Consider the following 17,087-nt stretch of genomic DNA (forward strand, 5'->3'; position numbering starts at 1 on the left):
TTGACAAATAAAAGATAGGTATTATGAGCGGTGTGAATTACAAAAAGATTTTAACGGCATTACTAAGCTTAGTTTTTATAACAGGCTTTTTACAATCAAACACACTTATGGATGGAATTGATTCGGCAAAAAGGTTTTACTTTTATCTTATAATGTCTCTAATCATAACCTTTCTTGGAATAATAATTTTATTAAGAAATAAAAAAATAGAGTTAACCTTTAATAAGCTCGATACTGCTGTTATATTATTTGCATTTTATTTATTCGTCAGATTGTTATTTACAGAACATACGAACCTTTGGAATGAACAATTCATAATACACGTTCTTATGCTTACTTTTTATTTTATATTAAAGAATGTTTTACAGCCGGAAGAAAACAAAAAGTTAATAGTCTTTGTCTTTTTAATTGCCGGAATGCTGCAAGGAGCGTATGGATTACTTCAACTTTATGGTTTCATTCCTTCAAATAATCCTTACTTCAAAATTACAGGTACGTTTGGGAATCCTGATTCTTTTGCCGGATATATAACTTCAATTATACCTTTTGCCTTTGGTGTATATTTATTTAATAAAGACACTAAAGAAAAAAGTAATATGAAATATGCAGGTTTAGTTACATTTTTAATATTACTTCTTGCACTGTCAGCCACACAAATAAGAGGTGGGTGGTTTGCTGCAATAGTTTGCTGTGCTTTTATTTCTTTTAACAAATATAAAGCTGAAATAAAAAAATATTTGCATAGTAAAATCAAGTTAGCATCAGCAATAATAGCCGGTGTTGTGGTGTTAAGTATTTTTGTAATATTCTTATTCAATCTAAAACCTGATTCTGCAAATGGAAGGCTGTTTATCTGGAAAGTAACGACAAATATAATTAAACAATACCCGGTATTTGGGGTTGGATACGATAGATTTGCCGTAGAATATGATAATTATCAGGCGGATTATTTTGCAAGCGGTAAAGGAACCGGATATGAAAAGAAAATTGCCGGGAATGTAAACAGGGCACACAATGAATATCTGGAAATATTTGCAGAGAGTGGGGCAATAGGTTTAGTCCTGTTTATTTTAATATTATACAGTGTTTTTAGAAACGCTAAAAAGTTGTCTGATGAAAAAATAAAGGAACCATTAGAGCTTTATATTTGTGCTAAGGCGTCGTTTATCGCGATTTTAATCTTTTCGTTAACATCATTTCCGTTTCATATTCTACCTACGTTCATTAATTTTTATTTCCTGTTAGGATTCATTTCAACAACTAAAAACGTCTCTTATATCTTTAATATTCCAGTCATATTAAATAGAGTAATAATAATACCTGCAGCAGTTGCTGCCGTAATGTTGTTACAGCATACAATTAATCAATATAATTCTTATCAAACCTGGAGAAAATGTATTGAATTATCTTTTGCAGGAAATTATCCAGCATCTGAAAGTTTATTTGAAAATGTAAAACCCCAGCTTAAGAATAATGCAGAATTTCTTTTTAACTATGGTGGAATGTTAAGTCTGATTGGAAGATATAAGGAATCGATAATTTTACTTGAAGATGCCAAAAAAGGATTTACTGATCCCAATATTTATATATCATTAGCTAATAGTTATGCTAGCTTAAACAACTTTACTGTTGCTGAAAAATATTATAAATATTCCGCCAATATGATACCACATAAAATATATGCAAAATATTTATTAGTTGGATTATATAAAAGAATAAACAAAATAGATGATGCCGTTGTTATAGCAAAGGAAATATTAGAAACAAAGGAAAAAATTATATCTCCAGCAACCAAAGAAATTAAAAATAAAATGAAAAAATTGATAGAAAACAATTTATAATAATTCTAAATAAACTTAATTTCTAACCCAACAAAATTGTTGGAAAATTACTAACACTAAAAGGAGTACTTATGTCAGTAAAACAAAAAATAACAAGTAAGATTATCGCCAAAATAGGTGGGATATCTTTATTTATATTTTTAATGTTATTTAACATCAAAATTGCATTTAGTGCAAATAGTACAAACTCAATAAATTTATTAGGGTTGGATTTTTCAATTTTCACTTCTTCAACATTCGCTTCAACAGATGTAAAATATCAAACCACAGTAAATTGTACACGTTATGAAGGGATTTATACAATCGTTGGAACAAGACAGAAATGCGATTTAGGTGGGCAGCATTGTGAGCCAACAATTTGTAATTAAAAAAACATAATAGTGTAGTAGAATCAATATTTTATTACTCTGAAAAAAATAGGCTTATAGAGTGAAAAAAATCTATTTTCTTGTATTAATATTTTTTATATCCTGCTCAAAGGAAAAAGAACAAGATATTCCTGTAAATTTGTACAATAATTCAACAGTAATTAATATTAAAAATCCTGATGGAAAATTTAAATTATCTAAAATTATAAAAAATATAAAGTATATTCAATTAGATGAAAGTTTAGAAGGTGCGATTGGTGAAGTAGCGAAAATTAAAGTAATCAACGATAAAATATATATACTAGATGAATATTCTGCTAAATCATTATTCTGTTTTGACATAAATGGAAAGTTTTTATTCAAAATTGGAAGACATGGTTCCGGCCCAGGAGAATTAATAAATCCAAAGGATTTTGATGTTGATGATTACAGAATTGAAATTTTAGATAATCATAAACAATCATTTTTAATATATGATCTAGAAGGCAATTTTATTAAAGAAATGCATTTTAACTTTGCCGTGCATTCCTATACTAAATTGGATAACATTTATTTATTATCACCTGGTTATCAAGTTTGGGGATATGGATATAATTATCATCTTTTTATTGCTGATGAAAATATCAAAATAAAAGAAAAGTATTTTAAAATTGAAAAGGAATTAGAAAATTTAGATTATTTTGGAGAATATCAACTTTTTAAATCTAGAAACACAATTTTATATAAAGATACTTGGGATAATTATATTTATAGTTTTGCTAAAGAGAAACTATATCCAAAGTACAAATTGGATTTTGAGAATTATAATTTCGACTTTGATGAAATCAAAAAAAATAAAAATAAACTCGCACCATATCTTTTCCGAACAAAAGTTGTTGGAGAAATATTTAATATTTGTGACCTGAAGAAATATTTATATTTTTCATACATTATAGAAAATCGTAAATATGATATGTTTTTCGACAAAAAATCGAATTTATCATATAGTGGATTAGTTGAGAATGATATAGATGGATTTCCCTTATATTCTTCACTTTGCATTTATAAAGACAAAATTTACGGTATTATCAACCCCATGGCGATTGTTAATGCGGCAGCAACAAAAAATTATGTTTATAAAACAAAAAAACTGGTTGACTATGCCAAAAGTATTAATGAAACAAGTAATTATTTAATAGGAATATATACTTTAATTGAATAAAAAAAATATATACTTACGTTATATTGTTATATTTTTTTTAGGGGGAGGGATAATAGGATTGACCTACAATAATATATCAAAATTGACATTAAAAACGGATAGGAAATCTTTAACTGATGAGTTTAAAAATTTTTACGAATTTCAACTGAGAGCGGAAAGTAAATCAATCCCCCAGGAAATGGCTATATTTAATGATAAATCACAAATTATTACCTTAAGTAACTTAATTGGAAACTCTCCAAAGATAATTCTAAAATATTCCGAATTAGGTTGTTCAGTTTGTATAGATAAGCAGATTGAAAATCTTAAAAAAGTATCGCAAAAAATAGGAAACCAAAATATAATAATATTAGCTTCTTATAGGCAGAAAAAAAATTTAATATTGTTTAAACGTCTTAATAAATTAAATTTTGAAATATATAATATGAAAGAACAAGAATTTGGTCTAGTTCCAGAACAATATCATTTGCCCTACTTTTTTATTATTGATTCTACAATGCAAATGAAATATATTTTTATTCCTTCTAAAGATTTACCTGAGTTGAGTGAAGTATATTTCCGATATATTATTGAAAAGTTTTTCCATAAATATTAATCTAATTTAATAATATGGATGGGAAAGGAATTTCCAAATTATAATATTTGTAAAACAAAAGATGGAGATTCCGACAATGAGAGAAAGAAAACACTACTCGGCTGAACAAAAAGTAATTATTCTAAGAGAACTTCTTGAAAACAATATTCCGATCAGCCAGTTAGCTGAAAAATACGGGGTACATGTTAACGATATTTATAACCTGCTTGCAGCAGGCAAGTTGGAAAAAGAGACTTTTTGAATCAGCTTCATTAATCTTTTCACCCAAAAACAATGAGACAAAACAAACCAGCGATAAAGAAAAGAAGATTCAGAACCTGGAAGACAAACTAAAGAAACGTGACGAAGCAATTTCTTTCTTGCTAAGAGAGAACATAGAAATAAAAAAAAGTATAGATGGGGAGATCTAAATGGACTTTGGGTTGAACCGGACATTAGAGATTCCATCATTGAGTTTGTTGAAATGATAATTTCTAAAACTGACATATCTAACAAAACTATGTTAAGCCTTATAGGTATTACCTCCAGTAAGTATTACTCCTGGAATAACAGGAAAGGAGCGGCAAATAATCACAATGGTAAAATTCCTAAAGAGAATTGGCTGCTGGATTGGGAAAAAGAAGCCATTATGAATTATGCTAAAAAACATATTGCTGAAGGCTACCGCAGACTTACCTGCCTTGCCGCAGGCAGGTATGATGATGGATGAAGACATTGTTGCTGTTAGTCCCTCTTCTACTTACAGGGTACTTAAATCAGCCGGTTTACTTAACCGTTGGAATAATGTTAAGAAAAACCTTAAAGGAAAAGGATTTGATCAACCTATTGTTCCACATCAGTCCCGATTAAATCGGGAGCATGTTGATATTAAGTATGTAAACTTCAAAGGTGCTTTTCTTTTTCTTATTTCCGTTATCGATGGTTACAGCCGCTACATTGTTCATCACGAGCTAAGGCAAACTATGCAGGAATTTGATGTTCAGATTACTATCCAGAGAGCGTTAGAAAAGTACCCTGGCTACAAGCCAAGGATTATTTCTGACAATGGTTCTCAGTTTATTTCTAAGGACTTTGCTGAATATCTGAAGTTTGCCGGTTTGCAGCATATCAGAACTTCTATTGCTTATCCACAAAGTAATGGTAAAATTGATAGGTACCATAGAACCATTCACGAAGAATGCTTAATGAAATCTTCATTGGTTAATCTTGATGATGCCAGAAACCAATCCGCCTTAGGCGGAGCTAACTATATTGAATTTTATAATTCCAAAAGATTGCATAGTTCTTTATATTTTCTAACACCAGAAGATTTTTTATTGAATCATATTGATGATAAACTTAAATTACGTGAGGATAAACTTTCAAAGGCTAAATTAAACAGAGCTGAGGTTAGAAATGCTAACTGATTTTCTACCTTATCTCACTATACCGAAATTCCTGTTTCCGCTGAACCAGTACATTAGAACCAATTAAATATTTCTGCAAGACACAATAGAACTACTGCACCAATATCATCCCTTATCTAAAAACTATAAAAATATTTTACTAAAAATACGTATTAATACGTATTGCCCATATTATATCTGATTATTATTATGTTAACCAAAATTAAAATTATTAAAAACAAAAAGGATGATTGAAAATTCTTATAAACATATTGCTGCAAATCTTTCACTGAATAAATTATTCTATTATACATGTTATTATTTTATTGCTGTAGTATTGTTTGTAAGCGGAGTAAGCAAAATTATTGATCCCCAACCATTGTTAGATACATTAAACTTAATAAAAATTTTATCGGATGAAATAAGAATTGCGATAGCAACAGCTTTGCCAATGGTTGAATTAACTATTGCGGCGCTTTTAATTGCCAGAGTGAAAGTAAAATTAACTTTGGTTTTAGCAAGTATTTTATTTTTCTCATTCCTTGTATTTAGCGTTTATGGGACAATTGCCGGATTTAATGCAGAGTGCGGGTGTTTTGGCAAAATTTATAATCAAAAATTTAATACAGTTCTTATAATAAGAAATATCATTTTTTTTATAATAAGTATAAATTTATGGTTTAATAAAAAGAAAAAAAAATTATGAAAAAATTATTATACTTATTGGCAATTTTTATTATTTACTTTATTGGTTGTAAAGAAAATAAAAATAATGTTGAACATATAAAGTTTAGTAATAAAAATATTTCATCAAATTTACTCAATTTTCAAGGTAAAATTGAAATTACAAATAGTAAAGATTATAAAACATATTCTATTTATAAATTAATTGAATTAAATGACACAAGTTTTTTATTTTTAGATCCATACTCGACATCCATATTTTTTGTTGAAAAAAATAAGATAATAAAGCGAATAGGAAATAAAGGAAACGGACCCGGGGAATTTGCCTCTATTCTTGATTTTACACTTGATAACGAAAAGAATATTTATGTCCTGGACATTTATGGACATAAAGTTGGAAAATTTGATTCTCAAGGAAATTTCATAAAAAATTTCCAATTATCATTTAATCATAGAACACCTTCAAAAATAAAATTTTATAAAAATTATTTTATTATTAGTGCAGAAAATAACCTAGAAAATGGTGCAACAAAGGATAAATTCAGTTTTCTTGAATATAAAAATGTTTCTTACTTAAATGTATATGATAAAGAATTTAATTATATAAAAAGCTTTTTAAATCCATCTAAAGAATTCTATCACACATATGGTACCTTTGCCAGACCTTTCGAAACATTTGTTACATTTTGCGAATGTCCAAATTATTTGTTAGCAATTTCACAGGAAGGATTTTATCGTATAAATAAGTTTAGCAAAGAATTGAATTTAGAAAATATTATAGAGATAAATGATGAATCTTTTATAAAAATAGATAAAAATAAAATATCTTCTTACAAATTAATAAATCAGAAACCAAATTTTTCGGAAATGAAAATAGGTGAAATTATCGGAAATCATACTGTACCTGTAAACATGTTAAATAGTGCACCATTTTTAATAATTGAATTTCGGGAACCAATGGAAAATTATTTTCCGCAATATGTAGAGAATTATTCTTATAATTTTCATTATGATTTATTTCGTGTAAGTTCAACTAAATTGGAACCATTGGCTTCGAATATTAAAATAAAAGGAAGATTAATAGGTGTTGGTGAGGTAAATTCATTTTACTTTACAGAGAATACTGTGGAGAAAGATACTTTAAAGTATCTGACAATTTCTAAGTATAATATAAAATAAATTATTTGGAGGTTTTATGCGTAAAGTGTTTTTTTTAGTTATAGTTAGTATAATTATCTTTTCAACATTTATTATCTCATATGCTTCATACGCTAAACTTCGATATTTGCCTGCTAGGCAAGTATTTGATCCAATTACAAATTTAACGTATCAGGAATGTCCTGTCTTAATCTCAACAGAATATTGTGTGGAAGTCCGTTAAATAAAATATTTCACTAAATAATTAAAGGAGCTGTTATGAAAAAAATATTCTCTATTCTTCTAATTGGTCTCTTTTATACAGGTTCATTTATCATTGGTTTAGCAAAAGAAAAACCAGTAGATCAACCTGGTAAAGACACATTTAATCCTATTACCCTACAACATAATTGTGATTGTCCGCAACTAATTGTACAGGGTTGTTATTGTCGAATGATAAACTAAAAAAGGATGGAAAAAATGAAAAATAACATTGCAAAAATCACATTAATTATCTTAAGTATTATTACTTTTCTTGCTATAAATATTAATACTTCAGATGCAAAGCCGGTTGCATATAATGGTTGGCAAGTTGTGATAGTTCCCACACAATACTACGTATGTGAATGTCCACATTGGTTAGCTATAACTTGTACGTGTACAATATGGTAGTAATTAAAAGGGTTCCGGCAACGGAACCCTATAAATATTATATAAAAAAATTCTAATAAATATGATAAAATTTTTTATAAATAATGCAATTTATTTATTTTTATTATGTAGTATTTTACTGTTGATAATTCTTAATCATAAATATGTAATTTTAAAAGAAGAAATAAAACAAAATAAAGATATTTTAGTTGAAAAAAGAAATATTGAAGAAATTGAGGATAAAATAAAAAAAATATTAATAGGAAAAACTTTAGATTTGAACAAATTTAAAAAATTGAATGCTATGCATAACGATAATCATGAAAAATTGCTTATTCTATTAAAATCAAGTTATTGTAAACCTTGTTATGAACAGGTTATAAATTTATACCAAAATTATATCAAGAATTATAGGGAATTGACTTTTGGTGTATTATTGCAATCAAAAAATGAACGTGTTAGTAGAAATATGTTGAAAAATGTAAATGTTAGTAATATTTATTTAGACAAAGAATTTTATTTTTCTAATTTATTAGGTATACCCGATAATATTTCTATAGTTATTTTATTATCAAGAAATAATAGATGTATTTTTTTATATATAGTTGATGATAATTATTTACAAAAAGATATTGCTCAATCAGAAATTTTATTTAATTATTATAATTTATTAAATCATAAAGATATTTAATCAAGTAAATTAAGCTGTAATTCTAGCTTTTATGGAAATTTCACTTCTTATAACATTACATTATTGATATGCCGCATTTTTTGTAAAAAAGCAAGTTTTTATTGTAGCCTATTACTATTTTCTTATTGTTCTATTTAATATTGTAATTTCTTAACTTTATGTATTCAGAATGCTTGTGGCAATATATAAATTTTATTCATACTGCGTAGTTTAATTTGGGAGAAGAAAAAGTAGTAAGCCTATGAATTTTTTTCTTTATTAAAGTGAAACATATGCCTACATTTTTCTTATATAAGTCTTATTATAACCTTATAAATTTTCTTAGTTATTATTTATGTCCTTATCTTCCTTTTCCATAAAGCGTCCTGTTGCAATAACCATGTTTTACCTGGGACTGGCATTTCTTGGTATTTATTCCTTCAGCAAGATTGGTGTTGATCTTCTACCAAATATCAGCTTGCCGCATTTAATTGTACAAACAACATACTCAAATGCAACCCCTGAAGAAATAGAAAAACTTGTAACTGAACCATTAGAATCCGCTGCAGGAACAGTAACCGGAGTAAAGAATATTACTTCTGTTTCCAAGGAAGGAATATCTGTTCTGTCTGTGGATTTTCTTTGGGGAACAAATATGGATTACACGCTGCTTTCGCTTAGAGAGAAATTAGATAATATAAGATTTGCTTTGCCAAGAGAAGCCGGGAGACCAACAATAATAAGAGTAGATCCTTCGGCTACGCCGATAATGACGCTAAGCCTCTCCCCTAGCCCCTCTCCCAAGGAAAGGGGAGAAGAAAGAAACTTTTCCACATCCAAATACCAAAAGCAGAGTAATGGAAAACAGAGTAAATTTGCAAATGAGAATAAATTGTCGTTCGTAGATTATAATTCTTCGGAAGATGAGATTAAAAGATTGATTGATTTGAAGGAAGCGGCAAGGGTTGTATTTAAAAGAAGGTTGGAGCAAATTGACGGGGTTGCACAGGCAGTAATAACCGGCGGACTTGAAAGGGAAATATTAATTGAAGCTGATCCGCAAAAACTGAACGCTTATAATTTAACATTTGACGATATAAGCGCAGCTTTAAAAGCATCAAATGTTAATCTTCCTGCCGGCTCTGTGATGAAAGGACTTTTCAGATACTCATTAAGAACAATAGGCGAATATAAGAACCTTCAGGAAATTGAAAAGACGATACTTAAAAGGAACGATAACGGAAGTGTTATTCAGCTTTCAGATGTCGTTCCGCAGGGTGGGATTAAAGAGAGCTTTGAAGAACGGGAAGGATTAACGCGTCTGAATGGTTCGGAAACTATCGGAATATTAATTAACAAGGAACCGGAATCCAATACTGTTGATATTGCACAAAGGGTAAGAAATACAATTATATCTCTTAGAAAAGAATATCCGGAGTTTAAACTGGCAATTGTATCCGACCACTCACAGTTTATAGAGAATGCAATCACAAACGTAAAGCAGGAAATTTATTATGGCGGCATTCTTGCATTTCTAGTTCTGTTCTTTTTTCTTGCAAGCCTTAGAAACGTTTTTATTATCGGTATAACTATACCAGCATCTCTTATACTAACCATATTACTTATGAATTTATTTAACATCAGCTTTAATATAATTTCTTTAGGCGGTATAGCACTTGGTATAGGAATGTTATTAGACAATGCAATAATAGTAATAGAAAACGTAACAAGCTACAGGGAAAAAGGCTTAAGCATTAAAGCAAGCGCAATAAAAGGCACAAATGAAGTTGCAATGCCGATAGTTGCATCTACTCTTACAACAATAGCTGTTTTTCTTCCATTAGTTTTTTTAAAAGGCATTACTGCTGAGTTGTTCAGAGATCAATCCTATGCTGTTGCGTTTTCATTAGCGGCATCAATTATAGTATCGCTTACTTTAGTGCCGATGCTTGCAAGCAGGGAAAGGTTTGGTTTTACGTTTAGAAAGGATAAAGTCCTGAATGATTATATTTATGTTAAATATCCCGAGGGGAAAGGCATAAGAAGAAAAGTATTTTTCTGGCTGAAGTTGCCATTTGTATTATTGATTAAAACAATTGCAGTGTATTCTAGGTTTTTAATAATTAAGTCTAATCAAATCTCCGAAAGATTTTTTGCAAAATTTTTCAAGAAGGTGAACAAATTTCTTGATAAAACAGTAGAAAAATATGAAACAATGCTTGCCTGGGCGCTTGATAATAAAAGGATGGTTTTACTTTTAACAATTGTTTTAATAATAATAACCATCTTTGCTGCAGTTGATATGAAGAAAGAATTTATTCCTGATGGTCCGCAGGATGAATTTGTTGTTGAACTGGTTTATCCACCAGGCACATCTTTAAGAGGGAATGCGGAGTTAACCGGTAATGTTGAAACAGTGATAAAAAACATCAGCGGGATTAGCGATGTAATTTCCAATATTGGCAGAGTTAATGAATTTGATTTCCTTAACCGGGAACAAATCTCAGTTAATAAAACCAATATGATAATTAAGATTGAGGATACGGAAAGATATTATAAAGTAAAAGAAAAGGTGCAGTCAATTCTTGAAAAGCTGAAAGGAATTAAATATTCGTTCAAGCCTGTTGAGACTTCATATTCGCAGATAATAAAACCGTCAAAAAATGATATAGTAATAAAAATAAAGAATAAAAATATAGATGCAGCATTCGAAAAGGGGAATGTCCTGGTAAATAAAATAAGGAAGGCATCAATTGAGGGTAAAAGCGATGTTAGAATGGGAATTGAAAAAGGGGAACCGGAATACAAGATTACTATTAACCGCGAAAAGTGTCTTGCTTATGGCATAACAGTAAGTGAAGCAGCGAATCAAATCGTCAACTTAGTAAAAGGAAATGAAGCGACTTATTTTACCGATTTTGATAAGAAAATTGGCATTAAAGTAAGGACTGCGGAAAATAACAGGGATGACATTGAGAAAATTCTTGCCAACCCGATAAAGAGCGGTGATAAGAATATCCCGATAAAAAATGTGGTGGATTACAAACTAACAGAAAGCTACAACGAGATATGGCACGAAGGGCAGTCAAGAACGGTTTATGTATATGCCGATCTTTCAGGTTCAAGCATTGATAATGTAATAAATGAAATAAATAAAGTCGCGAAATCTTTACCAAAGCAGCAAGGAGAAATAATAACTATAGGCGGCGCGAACGATGAAATAAGAAACTCATTTTCAATTCTTTATGTAGCTATTATTATTTCTATTTTGCTGATGTACATAGTTCTTGCTTCGGAATTTGAATCGTTCCTGTTTCCATTCATAATTATTTTTTCTGTTCCATTAGGGTTAATTGGCGGAATTTTACTCCTATATATATTCGGCGAAAGTATAAATATCATTTCTTTAATGGGATTAGTAATCCTTATTGGTATTGCAGATAATGATGCAGTTGTAAAAGTAGAGTTTATTTTGCGTAAGAGAGAGGAAGGATTAAATGTGAGAGATGCAATAGTGGCTGCGGGGAAAAACAGATTCCGACCGATTGTTATGAATTCATTTACCGTTATATTTGGATTGATCCCAATGATGGTGGGAATAGGAGCTGCAACACAATTAAGAATTTCTTTATCTCTTGCAATTGCAGGTGGATTGATTTCTTCTACCTTTTTAACATTGATTGTAATTCCTGTTTTATATACTTACCTGGAAAGATTTTCCAGGAAAAAATTTAGTAGTTAATTAGTGGACAGATTTTTAATTATTTAAAATGTAAACCTGTTGTGTGAATCTACCAATCGGTAGGCGGGTCAAATGGTAAACCGTTGAAACGGTTTTTATTTGCATGGTTTATTAAGTAACCCACGAATTAATTCGTGGATTACCTAAAGTAAGAACTAAATCGTTAACTGTTTTAACAGTTTATCATCCAAATATTTATTAATTCACACAACCGTTAATATAAGTTATCATTCCTTAATGAAGGATAACATAAAGAATGGTATTTTATTTTTAATTCAAAAAAAATAATTGGCTGCCAAAATGAAAATTAAATTGAAAACAATCCTTATTTTTTCCTTAGTGATAATAGCAGCAATTGCTGTTTATTCTTTCATTCCTAAAAATGGAGAGAAGGGCGAAGAGGATAAAAGCATTATTAATTATGATAAGCTTGATGAAGTGATATTCGAAGTAAAGACAGCAGAAGTATTGAGGGGTGATCTTGATAAGAAAATCAGCGCTAACGGTTTTGTTAAAGCATATAAAGAACTGGAAATAACTTCAAATATCAGTGGATATGTTGAAAGGATAACCATTTACGAGGGGAAAAGAGTTAAAAAGAATGATTTACTTGTTGCACTTGATGATAAAGAATTAAGGATAGCTCTAAAAAAAGCTGAAACAGGATTAGAAGAAGCTAAAATTCAAAATGTGCTTCTTAGAAAGGAAACTATTGGTAATAATGATGTGGATACTAAAGTAGATATTGGAAAAGAATTTAAAGAACTTGAGACTAAATATAAAAATGGTTTATTAACCAATGATGAATATGTAAAATTAAAAGAAGAGATAGAGACAAACCATATTTTAGCAGGGGGGGAAAGAGAAAATTACATTAAAATAAAGAGCGGATTAACAGCTGCAGAAAACAATTATGAGCAAGCAAATCTGAATTTATTTTACACAAATATTTATGCTCCTTTTGAAGGACTGGTTTCTGACTTTGATCTGGTGGAAGGAAAAAGGATAAATTCCGGGGAAAAATTGTTTAAGCTTCTTGAAACAAACAAATTGAAAATAGATGTTGGTGTTCTTGAAAACGAAATATCTTTAATTGAAATTGGAAATACGGTTGAAATTAAATTAAATGCAATTGCTAATGAAACGTTTTATGGGAAAATTATATTTATAAATCCTGCAATAGATACGGAAACAAAGACCTGCCGTCTTACCGTAGAAATAAAAAATACAGGCAATAAAATAAAACCCGGAATGTTTGCAAATGTTAATTTGCATTCGCAAAAATTGAAGAACAGAGTTCTTATCCCCAAAACTGCCTTGCTTGTAAGGGATAAAAGGAACCTGGTTTTTGTGCAGGAAGGCAATCTGGCTAAATGGCATTATGTTGGGATTGGTGAGCAAAACGATAAATACATTGAAATTAAAGAAGGTGTAAAGCCGGGAGATAGAGTAATTATTGAAGGTCATTTTACGTTAGCCCATGATGCAAAGATAAAAGTTCTGGAATAAGCAAAGTTGAAAAAACTTATTTACACTTTTCTATACCGCCCGGTTACAACCGGAATGTTTTTGTTGTGTGTAATTGTTTTAGGCATATCGGCTGTTTATAACATACCTGTTGAACTTACTCCCCAGGTTGAATTTCCAAGATTATCCGTTTCGGCAAACTGGCAGGGTGTTTCACCTGAAGCAGTTGAGGCATTTTTAACATCTCCCCTGGAAGCTTCATTATCGACAGTAAGAGGGGTAAAAAAAATAACTTCACGCTCATCTGAGGGAAGCTGCTACATCGATCTGGAATTTCATCCCGCTACAAATATGGATTTTGCAAGGATTGAGATCAACGAAAAATTGGGAGCGATTAAAGATGAGCTTCCATACGGCATTTCAACTCCTAAAATATCTCCGTATGTGCCAAACGATTTCAGAGAACTACAGGGATTTTTAACATATACTGTTTCGGCAAACCGTTCAGCCAATGAAATTAGAAAATTAGTTCTGGAGAATATCAGGAATAATTTATTGTCAATCGACGGTATTTCAGACGTAAGCATAAGCGGAGGAAATGAAAGACAGATAAATATTACTATCGATTATGAAAGAACCAAATCGCTTGGTATAACAAATGAGGAAATTTCAACCGCAGTTTTTGAAGCTGAAAAAATATTATCGGCAGGTAAAATCCGGTTCTCCAATTTTCAATACTCAATAAGGATATTCAACACGATTGAAAATCTGAAAGTACTTGAGGATCAACCTGTAAAAGTGTTAGCAAACGGAAGCGTTATCAGAATAAAAGATATAGGAAAGGTTATTGACGGTTATGAGGAACCGACAAGTTATTACAGGATAAATGGAAAAGAATCTGTTACACTTGAAATAAGCAAAGAACCCGGGGCTAATACAATTGAAACAGCAAATTTAGTATTTGAAAGGCTGGAAACAATAAAGAAAATGTTACCCGTCGATTATGTTATTTCAAAAGAGATTGATAAAAGTGAAAGAATAAGAGATGAATTAAATGAGTTGTATTCAAATGCTTTTTATTCCTTTATTATAATAATAGTTGTACTGTTCTTAATATTCAGGCAGATCAGGTATTCATTCATTATCATCCTCTCCATTATTTTTTCACTTTTGTTTTCATTTCTTCTTTTCTATGTGTTTGGTATTTCAATAAATATTTTAACGTTATCATCTATAACTCTTGGATTTGGTTTAATTGTAGATAATTCGATTGTTGTTGTAGACTATATTGATAGAAAGTACAAAGGACAAAACTTAAAACGGTTATCAGTTACCATTAAAGAAATATTTTTCCCAGTATTTGCTTCCACACTTACAACTGTAGCTGTATTTATCCCGCTTGTTTTTTTGACCGGTGAACTAAAGTTATACTTCTCCCAATTTGCTCTTGCAACAGTTTTTACCGTATCATCATCGCTGCTGGTCTCTTTTACAATCATTCCGCTTTTTATCATAAAATTTGCATTTAATAATAAGAGGAAAAGCAGCCGGAGTGAAAATAGAATACTGTTTAGCATATACTCTTTTTTATTGACAAGAATGATCAGGTGGAAAAAACTAAGCATTACTATTTTGATTTTGCTTATAGGTCTTCCGGTTTGGCTAATTCCCAGAAGGATTGAACCACAAAATGGGGAAACATTTCTATCATCAATCTATAATTCGGTTTTTGATTCTGAGCTTTATAGCGATATTAAAAAATATGTCGAGTATGCTTTTGGCGGAAGTATGAATCTATTTTTTAATCATATAAGCAAAGGTGAAATATGGAGCTATGGCGAAGAAACTTATTTGTCCGTCCGACTTAAACTGCCAAATGGAAATGAGATTGAAAGAATCAATTCATTAACAAAGGATTTTGAGAAAGAAATTCTTGCTTACAGAAATAATTTCAAAACGATTACATCCCGTGTGTTAAATGAAGAACTTGCTTACATAAAAATTGATTTTACAGAAAAGCAAAGCCAAACAGCCTTTCCTTATATGCTCAAGAATTATTTAACAGCTTATGCAGTTCAGTTGGGTGGACTTGAAGTATCCGTAATGGGTTTTGGTCCAGGTTTTTATAGCGGCGGTGGTTACGCATCTTCATCCTTTGGTGTTAAGATAATGGGATTTAATTACGAAAGAGTAAAAAAGATTGCTGAAGATTTTTCGTCATTAATTAAACAGAATCCAAGGGTTGATAACATTGATATTGATAAGTCCTCTTTGTGGGGATTTGATCCTGAAACCTACGAGATAGCCGCTTTAGTTAATAGAGATAATTTACTCAGGTATAATATTACAATAGATAAGCTGCTTGAAACAATTGCAAAAAATACAAGCGGTAACCTTTCATTCAGCAGGTTTAGGATGGGTAATGAAGAAGTCAATTACGAAATAAAGTTTTCAAACTACAAAAATATTCAGCTTGATGAACTGGAAAACCTGATAACAATAAATCAAAAAGGGGATAATTCCAAAATTAAAGATGTGATTGAGTTTCAGGAACGGAAGGTTATCTCATCAATTAATCGCGAAGAAAGACAATATGTAAGATATGTTACATTTGAGTATAAGGGACCATATATGTATGGGAATGAATTTGTTGAAAAAACAATTTCCCGGGTTAGAGTTCCGGAAGGATATAAAGTAGTAAAGGAAGGATTCGCCTTTTTTATGAACGAAGAGGAAGAACTTGAAATTTGGAAAATATTAGTTGCATCTGTAATACTCATTTTTATGATTTCTGCCGGACTATTTGAGTCATTTAAAAAACCATTCCTAGTTTTGTTTGCAGTACCGTTTGCATTTATCGGCACTGTTTTTTTGTTTTACTTTGGTGATTATTCAATGGATCGAGGAGCTTATGCCGGAATTCTTTTACTTATCGGTCTGTCGGTTAACAACTCAATTATTTTAATTGATTACATTTCAAAACATATAAAAAACAAAGATCCGGAAGAGATAATTAAATTTAGTTATGCCAGAATAAGACCAATCTTTACAACTACTGTAACTACAGCTGCTGCACTGCTTCCTTTAATATTAAGTTCTAAAGACGGTTTCTGGAAAAGTTTAAGTCTTAGCGTTGCCGGAGGAATTACATTATCGGCAATTATTGTTGTTATTTATTTGCCAGTTTTGTATACCCTTTTGATTAAGAAAAGTTGGAATTGATAAATAAAAACAATAATAAATAACAACATATAAATTTACAACTACTGATAACAACAAAATAATTCTTGTTACTACACCACCAAAATAAATTTTCATCTTTCGCTATCCTTTTTTATTGCCTGGG

Annotated in this window: 15 protein-coding genes; all 15 read left to right on the plus strand. The window is 30.2% G+C overall.

Going from position 1 to position 17,087, the window contains the following annotated elements; translation table 11 throughout:
• Positions 1-23 precede the first annotated feature (23 nt).
• The 15 genes from NTX22_01765 (at position 24) to NTX22_01835 (ending at position 16,963) form a co-directional block, all read left to right on the plus strand.
• A complete protein-coding gene (locus NTX22_01765; protein ID MCX6149232.1) occupies positions 24-1,841 on the plus strand; it encodes an O-antigen ligase family protein in 1,818 nt (605 codons plus the stop codon).
• Between the two features lie 71 nt (positions 1,842-1,912).
• Positions 1,913-2,209, plus strand: coding sequence for a hypothetical protein (locus NTX22_01770; GenBank protein MCX6149233.1), 297 nt, complete (start codon positions 1,913-1,915; stop codon positions 2,207-2,209).
• Positions 2,210-2,270: 61 nt separating this feature from the next.
• Complete coding sequence (locus NTX22_01775; protein MCX6149234.1) at positions 2,271-3,410, plus strand: 6-bladed beta-propeller; 1,140 nt, start codon at positions 2,271-2,273, stop codon at positions 3,408-3,410.
• Entirely contained in the window at positions 3,403-4,005 is a 603-nt protein-coding gene (locus NTX22_01780) for a redoxin domain-containing protein (GenBank protein MCX6149235.1), read from the plus strand. Before NTX22_01775 ends, NTX22_01780 begins: the two co-directional genes overlap by 8 nt.
• Before the next feature lie 76 nt (positions 4,006-4,081).
• Positions 4,082-4,246: a transposase gene (locus tag NTX22_01785; protein MCX6149236.1), complete on the plus strand. Its 165-nt coding sequence runs from the start codon at positions 4,082-4,084 to the stop codon at positions 4,244-4,246.
• Positions 4,188-4,415, plus strand: coding sequence for a hypothetical protein (locus NTX22_01790; protein MCX6149237.1), 228 nt, complete (start codon positions 4,188-4,190; stop codon positions 4,413-4,415). Before NTX22_01785 ends, NTX22_01790 begins: the two co-directional genes overlap by 59 nt.
• A 53-nt stretch (positions 4,416-4,468) precedes the next feature.
• Positions 4,469-4,714, plus strand: a complete 246-nt coding sequence (locus tag NTX22_01795; protein ID MCX6149238.1) for a hypothetical protein — start codon at positions 4,469-4,471, stop codon at positions 4,712-4,714.
• Entirely contained in the window at positions 4,641-5,411 is a 771-nt protein-coding gene (locus NTX22_01800) for a DDE-type integrase/transposase/recombinase (GenBank protein ID MCX6149239.1), read from the plus strand. Before NTX22_01795 ends, NTX22_01800 begins: the two co-directional genes overlap by 74 nt.
• A 226-nt stretch (positions 5,412-5,637) precedes the next feature.
• Positions 5,638-6,096, plus strand: coding sequence for a methylamine utilization protein (locus NTX22_01805; GenBank protein ID MCX6149240.1), 459 nt, complete (start codon positions 5,638-5,640; stop codon positions 6,094-6,096).
• Positions 6,093-7,253: a 6-bladed beta-propeller gene (locus NTX22_01810; GenBank protein MCX6149241.1), complete on the plus strand. Its 1,161-nt coding sequence runs from the start codon at positions 6,093-6,095 to the stop codon at positions 7,251-7,253. Before NTX22_01805 ends, NTX22_01810 begins: the two co-directional genes overlap by 4 nt.
• 438 nt (positions 7,254-7,691) lie before the next feature.
• Positions 7,692-7,883 carry a hypothetical protein gene (locus NTX22_01815; GenBank protein ID MCX6149242.1) on the plus strand — a complete coding sequence of 64 codons (192 nt, stop codon included), beginning with the start codon at positions 7,692-7,694 and terminating at the stop codon, positions 7,881-7,883.
• Positions 7,884-8,004: 121 nt separating this feature from the next.
• Positions 8,005-8,553, plus strand: coding sequence for a hypothetical protein (locus NTX22_01820; protein MCX6149243.1), 549 nt, complete (start codon positions 8,005-8,007; stop codon positions 8,551-8,553).
• 334 nt (positions 8,554-8,887) lie between these two features.
• On the plus strand, positions 8,888-12,274 hold the full coding sequence (locus NTX22_01825; GenBank protein MCX6149244.1) for an efflux RND transporter permease subunit: 3,387 nt from the start codon (positions 8,888-8,890) through the stop codon (positions 12,272-12,274).
• 300 nt (positions 12,275-12,574) lie between these two features.
• Positions 12,575-13,783 carry an efflux RND transporter periplasmic adaptor subunit gene (locus NTX22_01830; protein MCX6149245.1) on the plus strand — a complete coding sequence of 403 codons (1,209 nt, stop codon included), beginning with the start codon at positions 12,575-12,577 and terminating at the stop codon, positions 13,781-13,783.
• A gap of 6 nt (positions 13,784-13,789) precedes the next feature.
• Complete coding sequence (locus NTX22_01835; protein ID MCX6149246.1) at positions 13,790-16,963, plus strand: efflux RND transporter permease subunit; 3,174 nt, start codon at positions 13,790-13,792, stop codon at positions 16,961-16,963.
• Positions 16,964-17,087 lie beyond the last annotated feature (124 nt).

This window comes from Ignavibacteriales bacterium (genome assembly GCA_026390815.1).
Lineage (GTDB): Bacteria > Bacteroidota > Ignavibacteria > Ignavibacteriales > SURF-24 > JAPLFH01.

Excerpts from the sequence above, each read along its gene's own strand:
- NTX22_01765 (MCX6149232.1), top strand. The coding sequence starts at position 24 with ATGAGCGGTGTGAATTACAAAAAGATTTTAACGGCATTACTAAGCTTA.
- NTX22_01770 (MCX6149233.1), top strand. The coding sequence starts at position 1,913 with ATGTCAGTAAAACAAAAAATAACAAGTAAGATTATCGCCAAAATAGGT.
- NTX22_01785 (MCX6149236.1), top strand. The coding sequence starts at position 4,082 with ATGAGAGAAAGAAAACACTACTCGGCTGAACAAAAAGTAATTATTCTA.
- NTX22_01790 (MCX6149237.1), top strand. The coding sequence starts at position 4,188 with ATGTTAACGATATTTATAACCTGCTTGCAGCAGGCAAGTTGGAAAAAG.
- NTX22_01795 (MCX6149238.1), top strand. The coding sequence starts at position 4,469 with ATGATAATTTCTAAAACTGACATATCTAACAAAACTATGTTAAGCCTT.
- NTX22_01800 (MCX6149239.1), top strand. The coding sequence starts at position 4,641 with ATGCTAAAAAACATATTGCTGAAGGCTACCGCAGACTTACCTGCCTTG.
- NTX22_01805 (MCX6149240.1), top strand. The coding sequence starts at position 5,638 with ATGATTGAAAATTCTTATAAACATATTGCTGCAAATCTTTCACTGAAT.
- NTX22_01810 (MCX6149241.1), top strand. The coding sequence starts at position 6,093 with ATGAAAAAATTATTATACTTATTGGCAATTTTTATTATTTACTTTATT.
- NTX22_01815 (MCX6149242.1), top strand. The coding sequence starts at position 7,692 with ATGAAAAATAACATTGCAAAAATCACATTAATTATCTTAAGTATTATT.
- NTX22_01825 (MCX6149244.1), top strand. The coding sequence starts at position 8,888 with ATGTCCTTATCTTCCTTTTCCATAAAGCGTCCTGTTGCAATAACCATG.
- NTX22_01830 (MCX6149245.1), top strand. The coding sequence starts at position 12,575 with ATGAAAATTAAATTGAAAACAATCCTTATTTTTTCCTTAGTGATAATA.